Genomic DNA, 18,866 nt, shown 5'->3' on the forward strand with positions numbered 1-18,866 from the left:
AGATAGCCCGAACCGGCGAAGTTTAGCTTAGCGCGCGATTTCCGCGAGCAGGCTTGCAGCGACCGAGAACTTGGAGACACTGATCGTGCCTTCCAGAATCTCGCCCACCGAGCGGGTGGTGCGGGCAACGATGGCCTCATGCCCGGCCAGCCAATGGGCAAAGCCACCGGCCCTCAGCGCTGCCGCCGTCAGCTGGCGGTGCGCATCGGAGAGGGTCGCCAGGGCCCGGTCGAGCGCCAGCCCGTCGTAATAATCCGCGACCACCAGGTTTCGTGCCCGGATAGCCATTTCGGCAATACCGAAATGCGCCGCCACCTCGAAGAAGGTGGAGGCAGCCGCATCCAGTTCCGCACCCGTGTCACCGGCGATGAGCACGATATCCGGAATGGTTGCTTCCACCGGCAGCCAGGTGATGCGGCGGGCCAGCGGCTCCGGCACACCCTTGGACACGTTCTCCTCCACCGCGGCGGCCAGAAGCGCTGCCTGTGCGGGCGTGACGGCCTTTTCCAGATGCGGCCGCATCGCGTCAATCCCGGCCCGGAACCGCTCTACCACCGCCGCAATACCGTCCTTGAAGGAGACATGGCGGCGGAACCAGACGACCTGATCCAGGAACATGTTCTGCACCTCGGCATAAAGATCGAGCTGCACCTTGCCGTCGATCCTGGTGTCGAGCGCGTCGATTTCCTCGTTGAGCTCCGTCAGGCCGTAGCTGTTGCGCACGGCAACGAAACCGCAGGCAATCTCGGCAGCGCTGGCGCCCGTCTGGTCGGCGATGCGGGTGATGAAGGTCGGCCCGCAGCGGTTGACCATGGAGTTGGCCAGCATCGTGGCGATGATTTCCCGCCGCAGCCGGTGGCCCCGGATTTCCTCGGCATAGGCGTCCGCCATCTGGTCCGGGAAGTAGCGGAAAAGTTCGCGCGCCAGATAATCGTCATCCGGCACGCCGCTTTCCAGCAGCGCGTCGTAGAGCGTGATCTTGGCATAGGCCAGCAGCACGCCAAGCTCGGCGCGGGTGAGGAACAGCCCGGCCTTTTCCAGCTCGGCAAGCGCGGCATCATCGGGCAGGAATTCCACCTGCCGGTCGAGATGGCCCGCCTGCTCCAGCTGGCGCATCATCCGGCCCTGATAGCCGAAGTCCTCCAGCCCGCGCTGTTCTGTCATAGAGATGGCGAGGGACTGCAGGTAGTTGTTGCGCAGCACCAGCTCCGCCACCTCGTCCGTCATCTGCGCCAGAAGCACGTTGCGGGCGGGAATGTCGAGCTTGCCCGACTGGACGGCCGCGCCCAGCGCGATCTTGATGTTCACTTCCATGTCCGACGAATTCACGCCGGCGGAGTTGTCGATGGCGTCCGAGTTGGAGCGCCCGCCCCGGCGGCCGAACTCGATCCGGGCGCGCTGGGTCATGCCGAGGTTTGCGCCCTCGCCGATGACCTTGGCTCGGATCTCGCGCGCGGTGACGCGGATGGCGTCGTTGGCCTTGTCGCCCGCATCCGCATCCGTTTCCGTGCTGGCGCGGATATAGGTGCCGATGCCGCCGAACCACATCAGATCAACGTTGAGCTTCAGGATGGCGGTCATCACCTCCTGCGGCGTGGCCTTGGCCCTCGGAATACCAAGCAGCTGCTGGGCCTCCTCACTGAGCGGAATGGACTTCAGCTGGCGCGAGAACACGCCGCCCCCGGCGGAAATCAGGCTCTTGTCATAGTCCGCCCAGGACGAGCGGCCCATGTCGAACAGGCGCTTGCGCTCGGCAAAACTGGAGGCCGCATCCGGCGTGGGATCAATGAAGATGTCGCGGTGATCGAAGGCGGCCACCAGCCGGATTTCCTTCGACAGCAGCATGCCGTTGCCGAAGACGTCGCCCGACATGTCGCCCACACCCGCCACGGTGAAGGGCTCGCTCTGGATGTCGCGGTTCATTTCGCGGAAGTGGCGCTTCACCGCTTCCCAGGCGCCGCGTGCGGTGATGCCCATCTTCTTGTGGTCATAGCCGGCCGAACCGCCCGAGGCGAAGGCATCGCCCAGCCAGAAATCCCGGCTCGTCGAAATGCCGTTGGCCGTGTCGGAGAAGGTTGCCGTGCCCTTGTCGGCGGCCACCACTAGATAGGGATCATCCTCATCATGGCGCACCACTTCCAGCGGCGGCAGGATCTGGTCGCCCTTGAGGTTGTCGGTCACGTCCAGCAGCGAGCTGACGAAGATCTTGTAGGCTTCCGTGCCTTCGGCGAACACCGCCTCACGGTCACCGCCCACAGGCAGACGCTTGGGCACGAAGCCGCCCTTGGAGCCAACCGGCACGATCACCGCATTCTTCACCTGCTGCGCCTTCACAAGGCCCAGCACTTCGGTGCGGAAATCCTGCGGCCGGTCGGACCAGCGCAGGCCGCCGCGCGCCACCTTGCCGAAGCGCAGATGCACGCCCTCGACACGGGGGCTGTAGACCGAGATCTCCCGGAAGGGCTTGGGCTGCGGCATGTCGTCGATGCGGCGGGAATCGATCTTGAAGGCGAAGGTCGGCTTCGGCTTTCCGTCCGCATCCAGCTGGAAGAAGTTGGTGCGCAGGATGGCATCGATGACATTCTGGAAGCGCCGCAGGATGCGGTCATCATCCAGGCTGACGACCGCGTCGAACTCGGACGACAGCTCGTTTTCGATCCGCGCCGCATTGAGCGTGCGGTCTGCCTCGCTGAGCGCCGGATTGAAGCGCACATGGAACAGCTCGACCAGCTTGGCGGCAATGGCCGGGTAGTTGTTGAGCGTGGTCCACATGTAGTCTTCGGAATAACGGATGCCCACCTGGCGCAGGTATTTCGACAGGGCGCGCACCATGGCAATATCGCGCCAGCCGAGGCCGGCCGTCAGCACCAGCGCGTTGTAGCCGTCGCTTTCCGCCTGCCCCAGCCACACGGCCATGAACAAGGCTTCGAGACGGCCCTTCAGATCGGCCGAAAGCTCGATGCTGCCGCCCTTGGCCGCTTCCAGCGTCATTTCATGCAGGTAGCAGAAGGGCATTCCGGCCGGCGTGATCCGGTATGTGCGCTCGTTGATGACCTTGAAGCCCATGTTTTCCAGCAGCGGCACGCGGGCCGACAGCGGGATCGGAGCTTCCAGATGGAACACCTTCAGCGACAGGCGCGTATCCGGCGCGCCGGAGCTGCGGAAGAAGGTGATCGTCGCCTGGCGGCCCTCCGACAGGCTCTCGATCTTCTGCACGTCCGCCAGCGCGTTTTCCGCGTTGTAGACTTCCTTGTAGCCGCCGTGGAAGGCGAGCGCATAGCGGTCCGACAGGCGTTCGGCCACTTCCGGGCTGAAGTGTTCCTTGAAGGCATCCATCAGCCCGTCCGGCCAGGTGCGGATGATGGAGGCGACGGCCTTTTCCAGCTCGTCCTGCGCCACCGAAGGCGTCTTGCCGCTGGAGCGGCCGATGATGAAATGCACCCGAGCCATCGGGCCTTCCGGATAGGTCACATACCAGGCGGACAGGTGGCCATCGAAGACATGGGCAAAATAGGTGCCGATGTTGAGGCGCACTTCCGTGGTGTAGCGGTCACGCGGCACGTAGCAGAGGATCGAGACGTAACGGTCGAACTTCTCCGGCCGGGCCAGCACGCGGATGCGCGGGCGCTCATCCAGCTGCAGGATCGCCATGGCGAAGTCGTAAAGCGTTTCGTGATCGATCTGGAACAACTCGTCCCGCGGGAAGGTTTCCATCACGTTGGTGAGGGCGCGGCCCGAGTGGCTGTCGGAATCAAAGCCCGCCTTGGCCAGAACGCTGCTCACCTTGCGCCGCAGGAAGGGGATCGTGCCCGTCGGCTCGTTATAGGCGGTGGAGGCAAACAGGCCGACGATGCGCAGCTCTCCGGTCATCTTGCCGGCGGCGTCAAACATCTTGGTGCCGACATAGTCCATGTAGACGCGCCGGTGCACACGGCTCTTCACATTGGCCTTGGCGATGATCAGCGGGTCCGGGCGCATCAGGAACTCGCGGATCTCCGGGGTGATCTGCACGAATTCACCACCGCGGCGCAGAACGCGCATGTCCGGATCGGCCAGAAGCCCGAGGCCGGTGCTGTCGATCGGCGTCAGCTCGCCCTCGCCCGCGCCGCCGTCAAAGGTATATTCGCGCATGCCGAGGAAGATGAAATTGTCATCGGCCATCCATTCAAGGAACTGGATCGCTTCCCACAGCTCGTTGCTGGAGCCGTCGGCCTGCGCGGTCTTGTAGGTGTTCACCGCCTTGGTCAGGCGCTTGCGCATGGCCTTCCAGTCGGCAACAGCAGCGCGCACGTCATCCATGATGCGTGTCAGGCGCTGCTCCAGCCCGGCGCGGGCCTCCTCATTGACGATGCGGCTGACGTGGATATGGATCACGCTTTCCTGATGGTCTTCCCGCGCGGCGCCGCCCTTGTGGCCGCTGAAGGAGACAAGCTCGCCCTGCGCCCCGCGCTCCACGTTGTAAATCGGGTGCAGCACCAGATGGACGGTCAGCTTGCTGTCATGCAGCTCAGCCATGACCGAATCCACCAGGAAGGGCATGTTGTCATTGACCAGTTCGATGACCGTCACCTCACCGGCCATCTTGCCCTTGGTCTTGAAGGACGGGTTCGTCACGCTGATGCGGCTGGTGCCCCTCGGGTGGGACCTGAAGTCCTGGAACGTGGCACGCGCGAAAGCGGCCAACTCGTCCGCCGAGTAGGCGACAAGATCTTCTGCAGCGCCCTGCTGATAAAGTTCAGCGGCAAAATCCGCGAGGCCGGCCCCTGCCGTCTCCGCCTTTGACGTCAGAATTTTGCTCACCTCTTCAATGAGCTTTGCCTTCTGGATTTCCCGTGCTTGCGCCATCTCTGTCCTCCTGACCCGCGAATCAGCGGCGGCATGCTAGGCTGCCAATGCCGCTAAAAAAATGGCATTCGGGAGGATTCACTAAAATGACGAACAAAGATGTAATGGCGCTAAATTTGCCGGTCGAAGGCGAGTTGAGCGAAGCGACGCAGGGATACTTTGCAAAGTGTGAGGAAAAAATAGGATTTATTCCAAATGTGCTGCGCGCCTACGCCTTCAACGACACAAAATTGCGCGCCTTCACCGACATGTATAACGATCTGATGCTGGGCCCCTCAAGCCTCTCCAAGCTGGAGCGGGAGATGATTGCCGTGGCCGTGTCGAGCGTGAACCGCTGCTTCTATTGCCTCGCTGCCCATGGCGCCGCCGTGCGCCAGCTGTCCGGCGATCCGGTGCTCGGCGACATGCTGGTGATGAATTACCGGGTTGCGGATCTGACGGCAAAGCAGCGGGCCATGCTGGACTTCGCCGTACTCTTGACCGAACGCCCCGCCGAAGTGGTGGAAGCCGACCGGCAGGGGCTGAGAGATGCGGGCTTTACCGACCGGGACATCTGGGACATTGCCGCCCTTGCGGCCTTCTACAACATGTCCAACCGCATGGCCGCAGCCACCGAGATGCGGCCGAATGATGAGTATCACTCAATGGCCCGTTGAGAACGTGGACGGCGGCCAGGCCCCGCTTGCCCGTGACAGGCTGGCGGAATGTGTGTAAAACCCGCTCCATTCTTCTGTCCTTGCAAATGAGGGAGCGGGCGCAATGGTGGCGCGGATTTTCATTGATGGCGAAGCCGGCACGACGGGTCTGCAGATCCGCGAGCGCCTCGCCGTGCGCCGCGACATCGAGCTGCTGTCCATCCCCCCGGAACAGCGCAAGGACATGTCCGCCCGCGCGGACATGCTGAACAGCGCCGATGTGGCCATCCTCTGCCTGCCCGACGATGCAGCGAAGGAAAGCGTGTCGCTGATCACCAACGGCACCACCCGCGTCATCGACGCCTCCACCGCCTATCGCGTGGCGGACGGCTGGACCTACGGCTTTGCCGAGATGGACAAGGGCCAGAGCGCGGCGATTGCCGCCGCCCGCTTTGTCACCAATCCCGGCTGCTGGCCGCAGGGCGTCATTGCCGCGCTGCGCCCGCTGGTGGCCGCAGGGCTCGTTCCGGCGGATTTCCCCGTCACGGTCAACGGCATCTCCGGCTATTCCGGCGGCGGCAAGTCGATGATTGCCGACTATGAGGCCCAGGGCGATGCGGCCAACGTGTTCCTGCCCTATGGGCTGGCGCTTGGCCACAAGCATCTGCCGGAGATGAAGACCTATTCGGGCCTTGCCGATGCGCCGCTGTTCGTTCCGGCGGTCGGCAACTACTACAAGGGCATGATCACCAGCGTGCCGCTCAATCTGGCGCGCCTGCCGAAGGTGCCCACGGGCGCTGAGCTGCATGCCGCCATTGCCGATCACTTTGCCGGTCAGGTGAAGGGTTTTGTCGAGGTCGCGCCGCTGTCGCCGCTCGACAGGGCGTCGGAGCTGAACCCGCAGGCCCTCAACGGCACCAACATGATGCGCGTCTATGTCTTTGCCAATGACGCGCGCGCGCAGGCCGTGGTCATCGCCGTCTATGACAATCTGGGCAAGGGCGCCTCGGGCGCTGCCGTCCAGAACCTCAACATCATGCTGGGCGCAGACCCGGCAGAAAGCCTTGCCGCCTGAGCGCGGCAGGGCACAAGAACAACAACATATTCAGAGAGCCTTTGGAGAGACCGCCTTGCAGAAGTTCACCTCCCTCACCGGTGTTGCGGCGCCCCTGCCGATCATCAACATCGACACCGACATGATCATCCCGAAGCAGTATCTGAAGACAATCAAGCGCACCGGCCTCGGCACCGCGCTGTTCTCGGAACTGCGCTACAACGAGGATGGCTCGGACAATACCGAATTCGTGCTGAACAAGCCGTCCTACAAGGGTGCGACGATCCTTGTGGCGGGCGACAACTTCGGCTGCGGCTCCTCGCGTGAGCATGCCCCCTGGGCGCTGCTCGATTTCGGCATCCGCTGCGTGATCTCCACGAGCTTCGCCGACATCTTCTACAACAACTGCTTCAAGAACGGCATCCTGCCGGTCGTCGTTACCCGCGAGGAGCTGGACAAGCTGCTGGATGACGCCTCGCGCGGCGCCAACTCCACCCTGACGGTGGATCTGGATGCCCAGGAAATCCGCGGCCCGGATGGCGGCGTCATCTCCTTCGAGATCGACCCCTTCCGCAAGCACTGCCTGATGAACGGCCTCGACGACATCGGCCTGACCATGGAAAAGGCTCCGTCGATCGACCGTTTCGAAGGCGCCACCTCCGAAAGCCGCCCCTGGGCATAATCGCCCGCAGCATGGCAAGATGATCCGGAAGGCCGTCCGCAAGGGCGGCCTTTTGTCTTGCAGCCCCTGCCTCTTTCACGCAGGCTTGAAAAATCCTGAAACGCAGGCACCTCGTAAAGAGATACAAGGCTGCATCAGGATTTTCCGGAGCGATTGACGAAATGAACAATGTGTCAGGCCTCCGCCCGGTGGCGGCGTTTCTGCCCTGGACGGACCGGCAGGGGCGCCTTTCGAGTTTGAAGCTTGCGGTCTTCCTCATCGCCATCGCTCCGGCGCTCTGGTATCTCACCCGCACCGCCATGGGGCTGGTGCAGCCGGAACCGGCGCGCCAGCTCGTCTTTGTCAGCGGCGACTGGGCCATGCGCTTTCTCGTGGCAACGCTGGCCGTTTCGCCGCTGCGGCGCATCACCGGCTGGGGCAAGCTGGCGGGCATCCGCCGCATGCTGGGCCTGACGGCTCTGGCCTATGGCCTTGCCCATCTGACGCTCTATGTGATCCGCGAAAATCTTGACCTGTGGCGCGTCACATCGGAAATCGTGCTGCGCTTCTATCTCACCATCGGCTTTGCCGCGCTGGCGGCACTCGTGGCGCTGGGAGTGACCTCCACCGATGGCGCCATCCGCCGCATGGGACCACGCTGGCACAGGCTGCACAAGCTGGTCTATCCGGCGGCTGCGCTGGCCGCCTTTCATTATTTTCTGCAATCCAAATCAGATGTGAGCCAGGCCACCCTGCTGGCGGGGCTGTTCCTGCTGGTGATGATCTACCGGGGGGCCGCACGCCTGAAACTGCCGCTTTCCTCACCGCTGGTGCTGGCGGGGCTTGGCCTCTTGGCTGGCCTTGGGACGGCGGGCATCGAATATCTCTGGTATCACCTTGCCACGGGCGTTCCGGCGGAGCGGGTGTTCCTCGCCAATTTCAACTGGCAGCTCTTCACCATGCCCGCTCAAATCCGGCCGTCCTGGTGGGTGGTGCTGGCCGGCCTGATCACGGCGCTTCTGCCGCTGATCAGCGCAAGGCTGCTGCCGCAACCGGCGCGCCGGCAGCGCTGAAAATTATTCACCCTTATGGCGGGCTTTCAGCTCATCCATGATGGTGTTCAGCTCGGCCATTTTCTCGCCGATGGGGGCGAGACCGGCGACGGTGGTCTGGAAACGCGCGGCATAGCTGTCGAAGAGGCGGCGGGCGAGTTCGGGGAACTCCTGCACCATGCGCTTGAACAGGGCACGGCGGATGCGGATGACGCGCACCGGGCCGATGCAGACGGCGCGTGCCGGGCGGCGGGTTTCCACCAGCATGGCGGTTTCGCCCAGCAGCACGCCGGGACCCGCCATTTCCACTTCCATGAAGCCGTGGGTGCTCTTGCGCTGCAGGCTGACATTGCCCTTGGCAATGACGATGCCGCTGTCGGCCCGCTCGCCCTCGTCAAAGACGAAGGACCCGGAAATCAGGTCCATGCCCTCGGCGCTGAAGGCAAGCAGGCGCAACTGGTCGTCGGAAAAATCCGACAACATGGGAATCTGCCGAAGAATCGCGATGTCCTGAACGAGGCTCATGCCTCAGTGTTATGCCGCAAATGGCTCACGGCACAAGCTTATATCCACCGGCTTCCGTCACCAGAAGCTCGGCATTGGAGGGGTCACGCTCGATTTTCTGCCGCAGACGGTAGATGTGGGTCTCCAGCGTGTGGGTGGTGACGCCGGAATTATAGCCCCAGACCTCATGCAGCAGCACGTCGCGGGTTACCGCCCGCTCGCCCGCCCGGTAGAGGAATTTCAGGATCGAGGTTTCCTTTTCCGTCAGCCGCACCTTGCTGCCACGGTCATCCACCATCAGCTTGGCGGCGGGGCGGAAGGAATAGCGGCCGATGGTGAAGGTCGCGTCCTCGCTCTGCTCATGCTGGCGCAGATGGGCGCGCACCCGGGCGAGCAGCACGGCGAACTTGAAGGGCTTGGGCACATAATCGTTGGCCCCGGCCTCAAGGCCCAGGATCGTGTCGCTGTCCGTGTCATGCCCGGTGAGCATGATCACAGGCGCCTTGAACCCGGCCTTGCGCAGAAGCTTCACCCCCTCGCGCCCGTCGAGATCCGGCAGGCCCACATCCATCAGCAGCAGATCAACCTGCCCGGCCTTGGCTGCGGCAATGCCATCCGAGGCGGTGGAGGCCTGCTGGGTGGTGAATTCGTCATAGAGCGAGAACTGCTCGACCAGCGCCTCGCGCAGGTCATTGTCGTCATCCACGATGAGAATGGTGCGTGCGTTCATTTGCAGTCCTCGTTCCCTTGCAGCATTTTGGGCCGGATCGGTTGCGGCCCCTATGTGCTTTTCATGCAATGACGGATAGGTGGGAAAAAATCATCGTGATTTTTAGTCTCTGCCGTCAATTCTGCTTCACATCCACTTTACATCCGGTTGATGGCACTGGATCAACGGTACGTTATGCAATCGGGACTGACCATGACCTCTCCTGCCTCCTCTGCGGACAAGCGGCTCACCGTGCGTCCCCTGCCGGGCCATCCTTCACGCGGCACGCTGACGCTGGGAAGCCTGACCGTGCCCTGCGCTCTCGGCAAAGGGGGGCTGACGCTGCGCAAGCGCGAAGGCGACGGCGCAACGCCCATCGGCCGCTTTGCCGTGCTGGACGTGTTCTACCGGCCCGACCGGGGACGGCGGCCGGAAACGGCCCTGCCCGTCACGGCACTGAGCCCGGACGATGGCTGGTGCGATGACCCCCGCCACCCGCGCTACAACGCCCCCGTCCGCCTGCCCTTTGCCGCGAGCCACGAGAAGATGTGGCGGCAGGACGGGGTCTATGACATCGTTGTGATGCTGGATTACAACCTGAGCCCCGCCGTGAAAGGCAAGGGCAGCGCCATCTTCTTTCACCTCGCCCGGCCCGGCTACACGCCGACCGAGGGCTGCGTGGCGGTGGCAGAACCTCACATGCGCCGCCTGCTGAAGGCCCTGCGACCCGGCGCGGTGATGGAGATCCGCCGTTAAGCCCTGTTGGGCGAAGCACCAGGTCGAAACTCTGGCAATCCGCCGCCATTTCCGCCATATAGGGGGAAACGGGGTCCGCTGACCCTGGACCTCCCGGCACAAACCTTCTGCAGCACGGCTTGCAGAACCTGACAGGCACAGCGCCGATGCGCAGACCGTTTTTGAAGATGAATGGCCTTGGCAACGATTTCGTTGTCTGGGATGCCCGCGAGGCACCGCTGCGGCTGAGCCCTGAGGTAATTGCCGCGCTGGGGGACCGTACGTCCGGCATCGGCTTTGACCAGATGATCACCGTCGAGCGCTCGCCCTCCGGCGCAGATGCCTTCATGCGCATTCACAATTGCGACGGATCGGAAGTCTCTGCCTGCGGCAACGCCACCCGCTGCATCGGCCGCCTGCTGATGGAGGAAAAGGGCGTTGATGCGGTGAGCATCGAGACCCGCGCCGGGTTGCTGCTGGCCCGCAAGGCGGAAGACAGCCCGCGCTCAATCACCGTCGACATGGGCGAGCCGCGCTTCGGCTGGACCGAAATCCCGCTCGCCGAGGAATTTGCCGACACCCGTGCGGTGGAACTGCAGATCGGCCCGATTGATGATCCCATCCTGCACACGCCCGCCGTGGTCAGCATGGGCAATCCGCATGCGGTCTTCTGGGTGTCCGATGTGGACGCCTACGATCTTGGCCGCATCGGCCCGCTGCTGGAGCATCATCCGCTGTTCCCGGAAGGGGCCAATATTTCGCTGGCGCAGGTGATTTCCCGCAAGGAAATCCGCGTGCGGGTGTGGGAGCGTGGCGCAGGCCTCACCCGCGCCTGCGGCACCGGCGCCTGTGCCGTCGCCGTGGCCGCTGCCCGTGACAACCGCGCGGACCGCACTTCCACCGTGCATCTGCCGGGCGGGCCGCTGACGATCAACTGGCGCGAAAGCGACAATCACGTGCTGATGACCGGCATGACTGAAGTTGAATACGAGGGTGAAGTGGACTTCGAGGCCATGACCTTCACCCGCACCGGACCGGGGGATGCAGAGCTGGATGCCGCTGCCCCCGCCATGGAGACCGCACTGTGAGCATTGATGTCGTCACCTTCGGCTGCCGGCTGAATTCCTATGAATCGGAAGTGATGAAGCGCGAGGCGGAAGCTGCGGGCCTCAAGGATGCCATCCTGATCAACACCTGCGCCGTCACCTCCGAAGCGGTGCGTCAGGCACGGCAGGCGGTGCGCAAGGCCCGCCGCGACAATCCGGAAGCCAAGATCATCGTCACCGGCTGCGCCGCCCAGACCGAAACGGCCAAGTTCTCCGAAATGGAGGAAGTGGATCTGGTTCTGGGCAACTCGGAAAAGCTGGAGCGCGCCTCCTATGGCCGCATCGCCCAGTTCGGCCTTGATGCCAGCGAGAAGGTGCGCGTCAACGACATCATGAGCGTGCGCGAAACCGCCGGTCACCTGATCGACGGGCTGGAAGGCCGTGCCCGCGCCTTCGTGCAGGTGCAGAACGGCTGCGACCACCGCTGCACCTTCTGCATCATTCCCTATGGCCGGGGCAATTCGCGCTCCGTGCCCATGGGCGTCGTCGTCGATCAGGTGCGCCGCCTCGTGGAAAACGGCTACCGCGAGATCGTCATCACCGGGGTGGACATCACGTCCTATGGCTCGGATCTTCCCGGCACGCCGCGGCTTGGCACGCTGGTGGCCAAGATCCTGAAGCTGGTGCCGGAGCTGAAGCGGCTGCGGCTGTCATCCATTGATTCCATCGAGGCCGATGATGAGCTGATGCGCGTCATTGCCGAAGACGAACGGCTGATGCCGCATTTCCACCTGTCGCTGCAGGCAGGCGACGACATGATCCTGAAGCGCATGAAGCGGCGGCACCTGAGGGCCGACACCATCCGCTTCTGCGATGAGGTGCGGCGCCTGCGCCCGGATGTGGTCTTTGGTGCCGATATCATCGCCGGTTTCCCGACCGAGACGGAAGAGATGTTCGCCAACACGCTGGCCATCGTCGATGAATGCGGGCTGACGCATCTGCATGTCTTCCCCTTCTCACCCCGTCCGAGCACCCCGGCCGCGCGCATGCCGCAGCTGGCCAAGGGCCTCATCAAGGAACGCGCCGCCCGGCTGCGCCTCAAGGGCGAGGCGGCGCTTGCGGCTCATCTCAGCGCCGAAGTCGGCCTGCTGCGCCCCATTCTGCTGGAGCGCGAGGGGCTGGGGCGGACCGAGCAGTTCACACAGGTCGAGGTGGATGGCGGCGAGGCCGGGCAGATCATCGAAACCCGCATCACCGGCCACACCGGGCGCCATCTTCTCGGCGCGCTTCTTTCACAGGCCGCCTGAGGGCGGGACAGACTTCAGCGGCAGGACAGGTTCATGAGCGAGAAGAAGCGCGGCTTTCTGGGCCGTTTGTTCGGCGGCAAGGACAGCGCCGGCACGGCTGCCGAAGAGCTGAAGCCGGAAACGGAAATCCTGGCAGGCGAGGATACCGCCGCACCAGCCCCTGAGGCTGAGCCGGAAGCCGCTGCCGAAGTGGCCATCGAGACGGCGCTTCCCGCAGAACAGCCGGAACCTGAGGCAGCCGCCGCAACAGAACCCGAACTGGTGGATGAGCTTGAGGATGAGCCGGCGGAAGAGGCAGCGCCCTCCGCTCCCGTCCCCGTTCCTGCGCCGGTTGCCATGACTGAGCCGCAGGAAAAGCTGTCCTGGTTCCAGCGCCTGCGCAAGGGCCTCGCCCGCTCGTCTTCGGCGCTGACCGAAGGCATTTCGGCGATCTTCACCAAGCGCAAGCTGGATGCGGGGATGCTGGAGGATCTGGAGGACATTCTCCTTCAGGCGGATCTGGGTCTCGAGACGGCCGGCGCCATCACGGAGCGCCTGTCGGAAGGGCGCTTTGACAAGGAAATCTCGCCGGAGGAAGTCCGCAAAATTCTGGCAGAAGAAGTGCGCAAGGTGCTGGAGCCTGCCGCCCGACCGCTGGACCTTGACCGGGGCCACCGCCCGCATGTGGTGCTGATGGTGGGTGTCAACGGCACCGGCAAGACCACGACCATCGGCAAGCTGGCAGCCAAGCTCTCCGCCGAAGGCAAGACGGTGATGCTGGCGGCGGGCGACACGTTCCGCGCCGCCGCTGTCGAACAGCTGAAGATCTGGGGCCAGCGCACCGGCGCCGAAGTGGTGGCCCGGGAAGCCGGCGCAGATGCCGCCGGACTTGCCTTTGATGCCCTGCAGGCAGCGAAGGACAAGGGCGTGGACGTGCTGCTGATCGACACCGCCGGCCGGCTGCAGAACAAGGCCGAGCTGATGGCGGAACTGGAAAAGGTGGTCCGCGTCATCCGCAAGCAGACCCCCGATGCCCCGCATGACGTGATCCTGACGCTGGACGCCACCACGGGCCAGAACGCCATGAACCAGGTGGAAATCTTCGGCAAGGTGGCCGGCGTCACCGGCCTCGTCATGACCAAGCTGGACGGCACCGCCCGCGGCGGCATCCTCGTCGCCATCGCCGCAAGGCACAAGCTGCCGGTGCATTTCATCGGCGTCGGCGAAGGCATCGACGATCTCGAACCCTTCTCAGCCGAAGACTTCGCCGAGGCGATTGCCGGACTGGCGCGGTAAGGACGGAAGTTTGACCGCTCCGGCACGGCCTCTGCCCGTCAGGGGGAAAGTGTCTACATCGGACTGCCAGCCGGGCACCAACTCCTCTCCCCCCTTGAGGGGGAGATGCCCCCGGCAGGGGGCAGAGGGGGGTAACGGACTGTCCGCTTGTGAGAGAGATCCTGCCGTAATGAGGCGCTGCCCCCCCTCTGTCTGCTGACGCAGACATCTCCCCCTCAAGGGGGGAGAGGGGCGCTGCGGCAAAAGGAGAGTGCGTTCCTCCTCCTTGCGTCTGATGCAAACACTGCCCCTTCGGGAGGCTGAGGACCGCAAACGCCCCGCCAGAAGCCAGATGCATTACAGCGGGCTTCTGCTGGCAGTTGATGTTTGAACCCTCACGTCGCTACGGTGACGGCGTGATGCTCGATCTGGCCGCCGTGGTCCTCGTAGGCATGGCGGACGACGGCGGGGGGCTGATGGTCGCGGGTGGCGCGCTGCGGCAGGGAGCGGCTGGCCGGAAGAGCGCTGTGCGGCCCGGCCGGCTGGCGCAGGGCCCGTTCGGCGGCGGCCCTGTAGGCCGCAATGCCATCCAGCGTATGGCTGACTTCCTGATTTGTCTCGACCAGAACGGCCGGTTCCTCGGCCTGCGGTCCCGCATCGGCGCCAGCCGGCAGATTGCCTTCGCCCGTCAGAGCCCCTTCAAAGCCCTCGCCAGACGGCTGCTCGCCGGACTGCTGGTCGTTGTGCTGCTCGTGTTCCCGCTCGCGGCGGCGCTGATCGCTATGCTCGGTGGCATGAACGATACCGGATGGCGGTAACACCCGTTCCAATCCTGATGACATGGGGCCCTCCTGGCCTTTCTGCTGCCTGTGGCGGCCTGCCGGGCCTTCTGGCCCTCCGTCTCTGTCCCGTTTCGAACGGGACATGGCCGAATCATCTCAACAAAGAGTTAACGATTCTTTACGCAAGGTAAACGGCAAAAACCGGGCGCTTTGCCCTTCCCTTTTGCAGAACTGCTGCTAAAAGGCCCCGTTCGCCCTTTGGGCGGTCAACCGGTCGCAGCCTACCCGGTTCCAGCGAAAACAAGGGACACATCTTTGAAAACGCTTGTCGTCTGTTCCGGCGGAATGGATTCCGTCACCCTTGCGCACAAGGTTGCGCAAGAACACGAGCTGATCGGGCTCGTTTCCTTCAACTACGGCCAGAGACACCTCAAGGAGCTGGATTTTGCCAGAACCTGTGCGGATGATCTGGGCGTCGAGCATATCGTCATCGACATTTCCGGCATCGGCCGCCAGCTCTCCGGCTCGGCCCTGACGGATGACGTGGCCGTTCCCGATGGCCACTATGCCGAAGAAACCATGCGCATCACCGTGGTGCCGAACCGCAATGCCATCATGCTGGCCATTGCCTTCGGCATTGCCGCCGCGCGCGGTGCAGACGCCGTGGCAACTGCCGTTCATGGCGGGGATCACTTCATCTATCCCGACTGCCGCCCCGGCTTTACGGAAGCCTTCGAGACCATGCAGCGCCAGGCGCTGGCGGGTGTCGCGGATGTGCGGCTCTACACGCCCTATGTCCACACGGACAAGACCGCCATTGCGGCCGAAGGCGTGCGGCTTGGCGTCGACTACACCCGCTCCTGGTCCTGCTACAAGGGCGGGGAGATCCACTGCGGGCGCTGCGGCACTTGCGTGGAGCGGCGCGAGGCCTTCCATCTGGCGGGCGCGGAAGATCCCACCACCTATGCCGACCCGGATTTCTGGAAGGAGGCCTGCGGTGTTTAGGATCGCCAAGGAGTTTCACTTCTCCGCCTCCCACCAGCTCTTCGGCCTGCCCGATGACCACCCTTGCGCCCGGCTGCATGGGCACAATTATGTGGTCGAGGTGGAGCTGATGTCCGAAACGCTGGACAGCGTTGGCTTCGTGCGGGACTACCGGGAGCTTGGCCCCTTCAAGGCCTGGCTCGATGACACTCTCGACCACCGCCACCTCAACGATGTGCTGGGCAACGACAATGTCACCGCCGAGCGCATGGCCCGGCTCTTCTACGACTGGTGCAAGGCGCGCTGGCCGGAGGTGAGCGCGGTGCGCGTGCGCGAGACACCCAAGACCATGGCCGAATACCGCCCGAAAGGCAGCTGCGGCTGCGGGTGCGGCGCATGAGCGGCGAGACCCTGCGCATCAGCGAGATCTTCGGCCCCACCATCCAGGGCGAAGGCGCGCTGATCGGCATGGCCACCGTCTTCGTGCGCACCGGCGGCTGCGATTTCCGCTGCTCCTGGTGCGACACGCTGCACGCGGTGGACAGTGCCTACCGGGACAGTTGGACGCCCATGAGCGCGGACGCCGTGATGGACGAGGTGCGGCGCCTGTCCGGCGGCGAGCCGCTGATGGTCACCGTTTCGGGCGGCAACCCGGCCATCCAGCCGCTGGGCCGGCTGATTGAGCTGGGCAAGCGCGAGGGCTACCGTTTCGCACTGGAAACGCAGGGCAGCCTGTCGCGGGACTGGTTTGCGTGCCTTGACGTCCTCAGCCTCAGCCCCAAGCCGCCGTCCAGCGGCATGGCGTTTGACCGCAAGGCGCTGGCGGATGCGGTGGCGGCCGCTGGCCCCAATACGGCAATTGCGCTGAAATTCGTCGTCTTTGACGAAGCAGATTACGGCTTTGCCAGAGAGGTGGCGCGCGCCTATCCGCATCTGCCGGTCTATCTGCAGCCCGGCAACCACACACCGCCGCCTGCGGATCAGGAGGATGCGGTGATCGACATTCCCGGCATCATGGCGCGGCTGCGCTGGCTGATCGACCGGGCCGCCAATGACCGCTGGTTCGAGGCCAGCATCCTGCCGCAGCTTCATACCCTCATCTGGGGCAACCTTCGCGGAGTGTGACCATGAGTGACAAGACCATCTATCAGAACCTGACCCAGCTCGGGTCCTCCACCGCCCTGCCCCAGAGCCCGGAAGAGGCCGTGCTGGAGCGCGTTCCCAACCCGCAGGCGGGCACCGGCTACATGGTGCGTTTCGTAGCGCCCGAGTTTACCTCGCTCTGCCCGATCACCGGCGCACCGGATTTCGCCCATCTCGTCATCGACTATGTGCCCGCAGACTGGCTGGTGGAGAGCAAGTCCCTGAAGCTATTCCTCGGCTCCTTCCGCAACCACGGCGCCTTCCATGAGGATTGCACCGTGTCGATCGGCAAGCGGCTGGTGGAATTCCTCTCACCGCAGTGGCTGCGCATCGGCGGCTACTGGTATCCGCGCGGCGGCATCCCGATTGATGTGTTCTACCAGACCGGCCCGGCACCTGAGGGTGTGTGGATCCCCGATCAGGGCGTTCAGCCCTACCGCGGGCGGGGGTGAGGGTGAGGGTGAGGGTACGTTGAACACCTCCCACTCCGTCATGCCATGACTTGATCATGGCATCCACGCCGTTACGCTCCTGAACTGGAAATAACCAAGATAATATAAGGCGTTATCAAAGCTACTACTGCGCGGACAGGCTAGGGAATGGATGCCATGATCAAGTCATGGCATGACGAATACGGAGAGGAATACCACAAGGCAGGCGGAGCGGAATGCGGACCACTACCCCCGCCTCTTCCCCCGTTCCACCGCACCGAACCCGTCGGCACCGCCCCGGGCAACAAGGGCTTCGCCCACGTGGTCGGCCATGGCGAGGGCCTGAAGGGCAAAGGGAGCAAGAAGCCGCCAGCTGCTGCGCTTGCCCGTGCGGGCCTGATAGGCTTCCCGCTGGGCAGCGCTCAGCGCCAGCAGCACCGGCACAAAGCGCAGGACCAGCGTGACGGCCAGCGCCGGGCGGCGCGGCGAAACACCAAAGAAGGCCAGCGGCCGGAACAGGGGCGAAATCGCCTCCAGCATGTCATCCATGCGCGTTGTCATGGTGACGAGATTGGCCAGCATCACCAGCAGCAAGAGCCGCAGCAGCACGATGACGCCGCCCATGAGCGAGCCGGACAGCCAGTGCAGCGCCAGCAGCACGGCAAACAGCGGCAGCAGCGGGCGCAGGAGCGAGAGCTGCTTCAGCGCGGTCCGGCCCAGCGCCGCATAGACGGCCAGCACCGCGCAGCCGCCAGCCGCAAGAACAACAGGACTGTCCACGGGGAAGAACATCAGGCTGGCGGCGGCCAGACCGATGAGCTTCACCCCGGCAGGCAGGCGGTGGAGAAGGCTGGTTCCGGGCAGATAGAGCGAGATCACGCGTGCCTCACAACATGCCGGAGACGGCGGCCCGCCGCTCGATATCATCCACATAGGCGGGCAGCACCGCGCCGGGCTCACCGTCCATGCGGATCTGGCCGTCCTGCAGCCACAGCACCCGGTCGAAATCACGGATCAGCTCCAGATCATGGCTGACCATGATCAGCTTCTGCTCCAGCCCCCGGATCAGCGACATGATCTGACGGGTGGCGAGGCCATCGAGGCTGGAAAAGGGCTCGTCAAAGACGATCAGCCCCGGCTGCATCACCAGCACCGCCAGAATGCAGATGAGCTGCTTTTGTCCCTCGGACAGATCGAGGAAGGGCCGCTCCGCCAGATGGGCACAGCCATGAGCCTCCAGAAAGCGCCGGGCATTGGGCCGGGCGTCCTGCCGGGACTGGCCAAGCTGGGTCAGGCCGAAGGCGATCTCCTCCTCCACCGTCGGAAAGATCGCCTGATGGTCCGGGTTCTGGAAGACAAAGCCCACATGGCGCGGCAGGTTCGCCCGCGCCTGCCGCGTGTCCGCGCCGTAAATCTGCAAGGTGCCGCTGTCCGGCAGCAGCAGGCCGTTGAGCAGGCGCACAAAGCTGCTCTTGCCAGACCCATTCAGCCCGATCAGCGCAATCCGGCGCTCGCTCAAGGTGAGATTCAGCCCGTCCAGCACGGTCTTGTCCCCGCGCTTCAGGCTCACCTGATCAAACACGGCATAGTCAGCCCGGCGCGGGTCGCAAGCCGTCTCCGTCTTGCCGCTGCCGGATTTGAGGCGCCAAAAGGCCATGGGCGGTGATCCGTTCCCTCTGTTGCGGCCTGCATATTCCCCGCCGCTGCGGCAATGTCAAAGGCTG

General features: G+C 64.2%; 18 protein-coding genes. 12 read left to right on the forward strand and 6 right to left on the reverse strand.

Annotation, left to right across the window (positions count from 1 at the left end; translation table 11 throughout):
* Nucleotides 1-27: 27 nt before the first annotated feature.
* On the reverse strand, nucleotides 28-4,845 hold the full coding sequence (locus IF10I1_RS11895) for an NAD-glutamate dehydrogenase (protein ID WP_122522626.1): 4,818 nt from the start codon (nucleotides 4,843-4,845) through the stop codon (nucleotides 28-30).
* Nucleotides 4,846-4,931: 86 nt separating this feature from the next.
* On the opposite strand from IF10I1_RS11895, the gene IF10I1_RS11900 reads away from it, so the two are divergent.
* The 4 genes from IF10I1_RS11900 to IF10I1_RS11915 all read left to right on the forward strand — a co-directional run bounded on the left by IF10I1_RS11900 (nucleotide 4,932) and on the right by IF10I1_RS11915 (nucleotide 8,268).
* On the forward strand, nucleotides 4,932-5,501 hold the full coding sequence (locus IF10I1_RS11900; RefSeq protein WP_122522624.1) for a peroxidase-related enzyme: 570 nt from the start codon (nucleotides 4,932-4,934) through the stop codon (nucleotides 5,499-5,501).
* A 103-nt stretch (nucleotides 5,502-5,604) separates the two neighbouring features.
* On the forward strand, nucleotides 5,605-6,555 hold the full coding sequence (gene argC, locus IF10I1_RS11905; protein WP_186393119.1) for an N-acetyl-gamma-glutamyl-phosphate reductase: 951 nt from the start codon (nucleotides 5,605-5,607) through the stop codon (nucleotides 6,553-6,555).
* 55 nt (nucleotides 6,556-6,610) lie between these two features.
* Nucleotides 6,611-7,216: a 3-isopropylmalate dehydratase small subunit gene (gene leuD, locus IF10I1_RS11910; RefSeq protein ID WP_186393120.1), complete on the forward strand. Its 606-nt coding sequence runs from the start codon at nucleotides 6,611-6,613 to the stop codon at nucleotides 7,214-7,216.
* Between the two features lie 161 nt (nucleotides 7,217-7,377).
* Entirely contained in the window at nucleotides 7,378-8,268 is an 891-nt protein-coding gene (locus IF10I1_RS11915) for a sulfite oxidase heme-binding subunit YedZ (protein ID WP_186393121.1), read from the forward strand.
* Between the two features lie 3 nt (nucleotides 8,269-8,271).
* Here the strand turns inward: IF10I1_RS11915 and IF10I1_RS11920 are convergent, their stop codons facing one another.
* Together IF10I1_RS11920 and IF10I1_RS11925 are read right to left on the reverse strand one after the other, a co-directional pair.
* A complete protein-coding gene (locus IF10I1_RS11920) occupies nucleotides 8,272-8,730 on the reverse strand; it encodes a Crp/Fnr family transcriptional regulator (protein WP_208977203.1) in 459 nt (152 codons plus the stop codon).
* 67 nt (nucleotides 8,731-8,797) lie between these two features.
* Entirely contained in the window at nucleotides 8,798-9,481 is a 684-nt protein-coding gene (locus IF10I1_RS11925; RefSeq protein ID WP_050474100.1) for a response regulator transcription factor, read from the reverse strand.
* A gap of 192 nt (nucleotides 9,482-9,673) precedes the next feature.
* Here IF10I1_RS11925 and IF10I1_RS11930 point away from each other — a divergent pair, with 192 nt between their 5' ends.
* The 4 genes from IF10I1_RS11930 (at nucleotide 9,674) to ftsY (ending at nucleotide 13,823) form a co-directional block, all read left to right on the forward strand.
* The gene (locus IF10I1_RS11930; RefSeq protein WP_208977204.1) at nucleotides 9,674-10,216 is read left to right on the forward strand and encodes a L,D-transpeptidase; all 543 of its coding nucleotides are present in this window, start codon (nucleotides 9,674-9,676) and stop codon (nucleotides 10,214-10,216) included.
* A gap of 146 nt (nucleotides 10,217-10,362) precedes the next feature.
* Nucleotides 10,363-11,283 carry a diaminopimelate epimerase gene (gene dapF, locus IF10I1_RS11935; protein ID WP_186393124.1) on the forward strand — a complete coding sequence of 307 codons (921 nt, stop codon included), beginning with the start codon at nucleotides 10,363-10,365 and terminating at the stop codon, nucleotides 11,281-11,283.
* Complete coding sequence (mtaB, locus tag IF10I1_RS11940; RefSeq protein WP_186393125.1) at nucleotides 11,280-12,548, forward strand: tRNA (N(6)-L-threonylcarbamoyladenosine(37)-C(2))-methylthiotransferase MtaB; 1,269 nt, start codon at nucleotides 11,280-11,282, stop codon at nucleotides 12,546-12,548. The genes dapF and mtaB overlap by 4 nt, the downstream gene beginning before the upstream one ends.
* 33 nt (nucleotides 12,549-12,581) lie before the next feature.
* On the forward strand, nucleotides 12,582-13,823 hold the full coding sequence (ftsY, locus tag IF10I1_RS11945; RefSeq protein WP_186393126.1) for a signal recognition particle-docking protein FtsY: 1,242 nt from the start codon (nucleotides 12,582-12,584) through the stop codon (nucleotides 13,821-13,823).
* 374 nt (nucleotides 13,824-14,197) lie between these two features.
* Here ftsY and IF10I1_RS11950 read toward each other — a convergent pair whose 3' ends face one another.
* Complete coding sequence (locus tag IF10I1_RS11950) at nucleotides 14,198-14,644, reverse strand: hypothetical protein (protein WP_186393127.1); 447 nt, start codon at nucleotides 14,642-14,644, stop codon at nucleotides 14,198-14,200.
* A 255-nt stretch (nucleotides 14,645-14,899) separates the two neighbouring features.
* Here IF10I1_RS11950 and queC point away from each other — a divergent pair, with 255 nt between their 5' ends.
* Genes queC through queF form a run of 4 tightly spaced genes read left to right on the forward strand, consistent with a single transcriptional unit; the run spans nucleotide 14,900 to nucleotide 17,163 of the window.
* On the forward strand, nucleotides 14,900-15,589 hold the full coding sequence (queC, locus tag IF10I1_RS11955; RefSeq protein WP_186393128.1) for a 7-cyano-7-deazaguanine synthase QueC: 690 nt from the start codon (nucleotides 14,900-14,902) through the stop codon (nucleotides 15,587-15,589).
* Complete coding sequence (queD, locus tag IF10I1_RS11960; protein WP_186393129.1) at nucleotides 15,582-15,968, forward strand: 6-carboxytetrahydropterin synthase QueD; 387 nt, start codon at nucleotides 15,582-15,584, stop codon at nucleotides 15,966-15,968. The genes queC and queD overlap by 8 nt, the downstream gene beginning before the upstream one ends.
* Nucleotides 15,965-16,693 carry a 7-carboxy-7-deazaguanine synthase QueE gene (queE, locus tag IF10I1_RS11965; RefSeq protein ID WP_186415057.1) on the forward strand — a complete coding sequence of 243 codons (729 nt, stop codon included), beginning with the start codon at nucleotides 15,965-15,967 and terminating at the stop codon, nucleotides 16,691-16,693. Before queD ends, queE begins: the two co-directional genes overlap by 4 nt.
* A 2-nt stretch (nucleotides 16,694-16,695) precedes the next feature.
* Nucleotides 16,696-17,163 carry a preQ(1) synthase gene (gene queF / locus IF10I1_RS11970; RefSeq protein WP_186415058.1) on the forward strand — a complete coding sequence of 156 codons (468 nt, stop codon included), beginning with the start codon at nucleotides 16,696-16,698 and terminating at the stop codon, nucleotides 17,161-17,163.
* 225 nt (nucleotides 17,164-17,388) lie between these two features.
* Here queF and IF10I1_RS11975 read toward each other — a convergent pair whose 3' ends face one another.
* Both IF10I1_RS11975 and IF10I1_RS11980 read right to left on the reverse strand, forming a co-directional pair.
* Complete coding sequence (locus IF10I1_RS11975; protein ID WP_186424512.1) at nucleotides 17,389-18,021, reverse strand: energy-coupling factor transporter transmembrane protein EcfT; 633 nt, start codon at nucleotides 18,019-18,021, stop codon at nucleotides 17,389-17,391.
* Between the two features lie 7 nt (nucleotides 18,022-18,028).
* Entirely contained in the window at nucleotides 18,029-18,799 is a 771-nt protein-coding gene (locus tag IF10I1_RS11980) for an energy-coupling factor ABC transporter ATP-binding protein (RefSeq protein ID WP_186415060.1), read from the reverse strand.
* Nucleotides 18,800-18,866 lie beyond the last annotated feature (67 nt).

The sequence above is a fragment of the Pannonibacter sp. I15F10I1 genome (genome assembly GCF_900185665.1).
In the GTDB taxonomy this organism is placed as follows: domain Bacteria; phylum Pseudomonadota; class Alphaproteobacteria; order Rhizobiales; family Stappiaceae; genus Pannonibacter; species Pannonibacter indicus.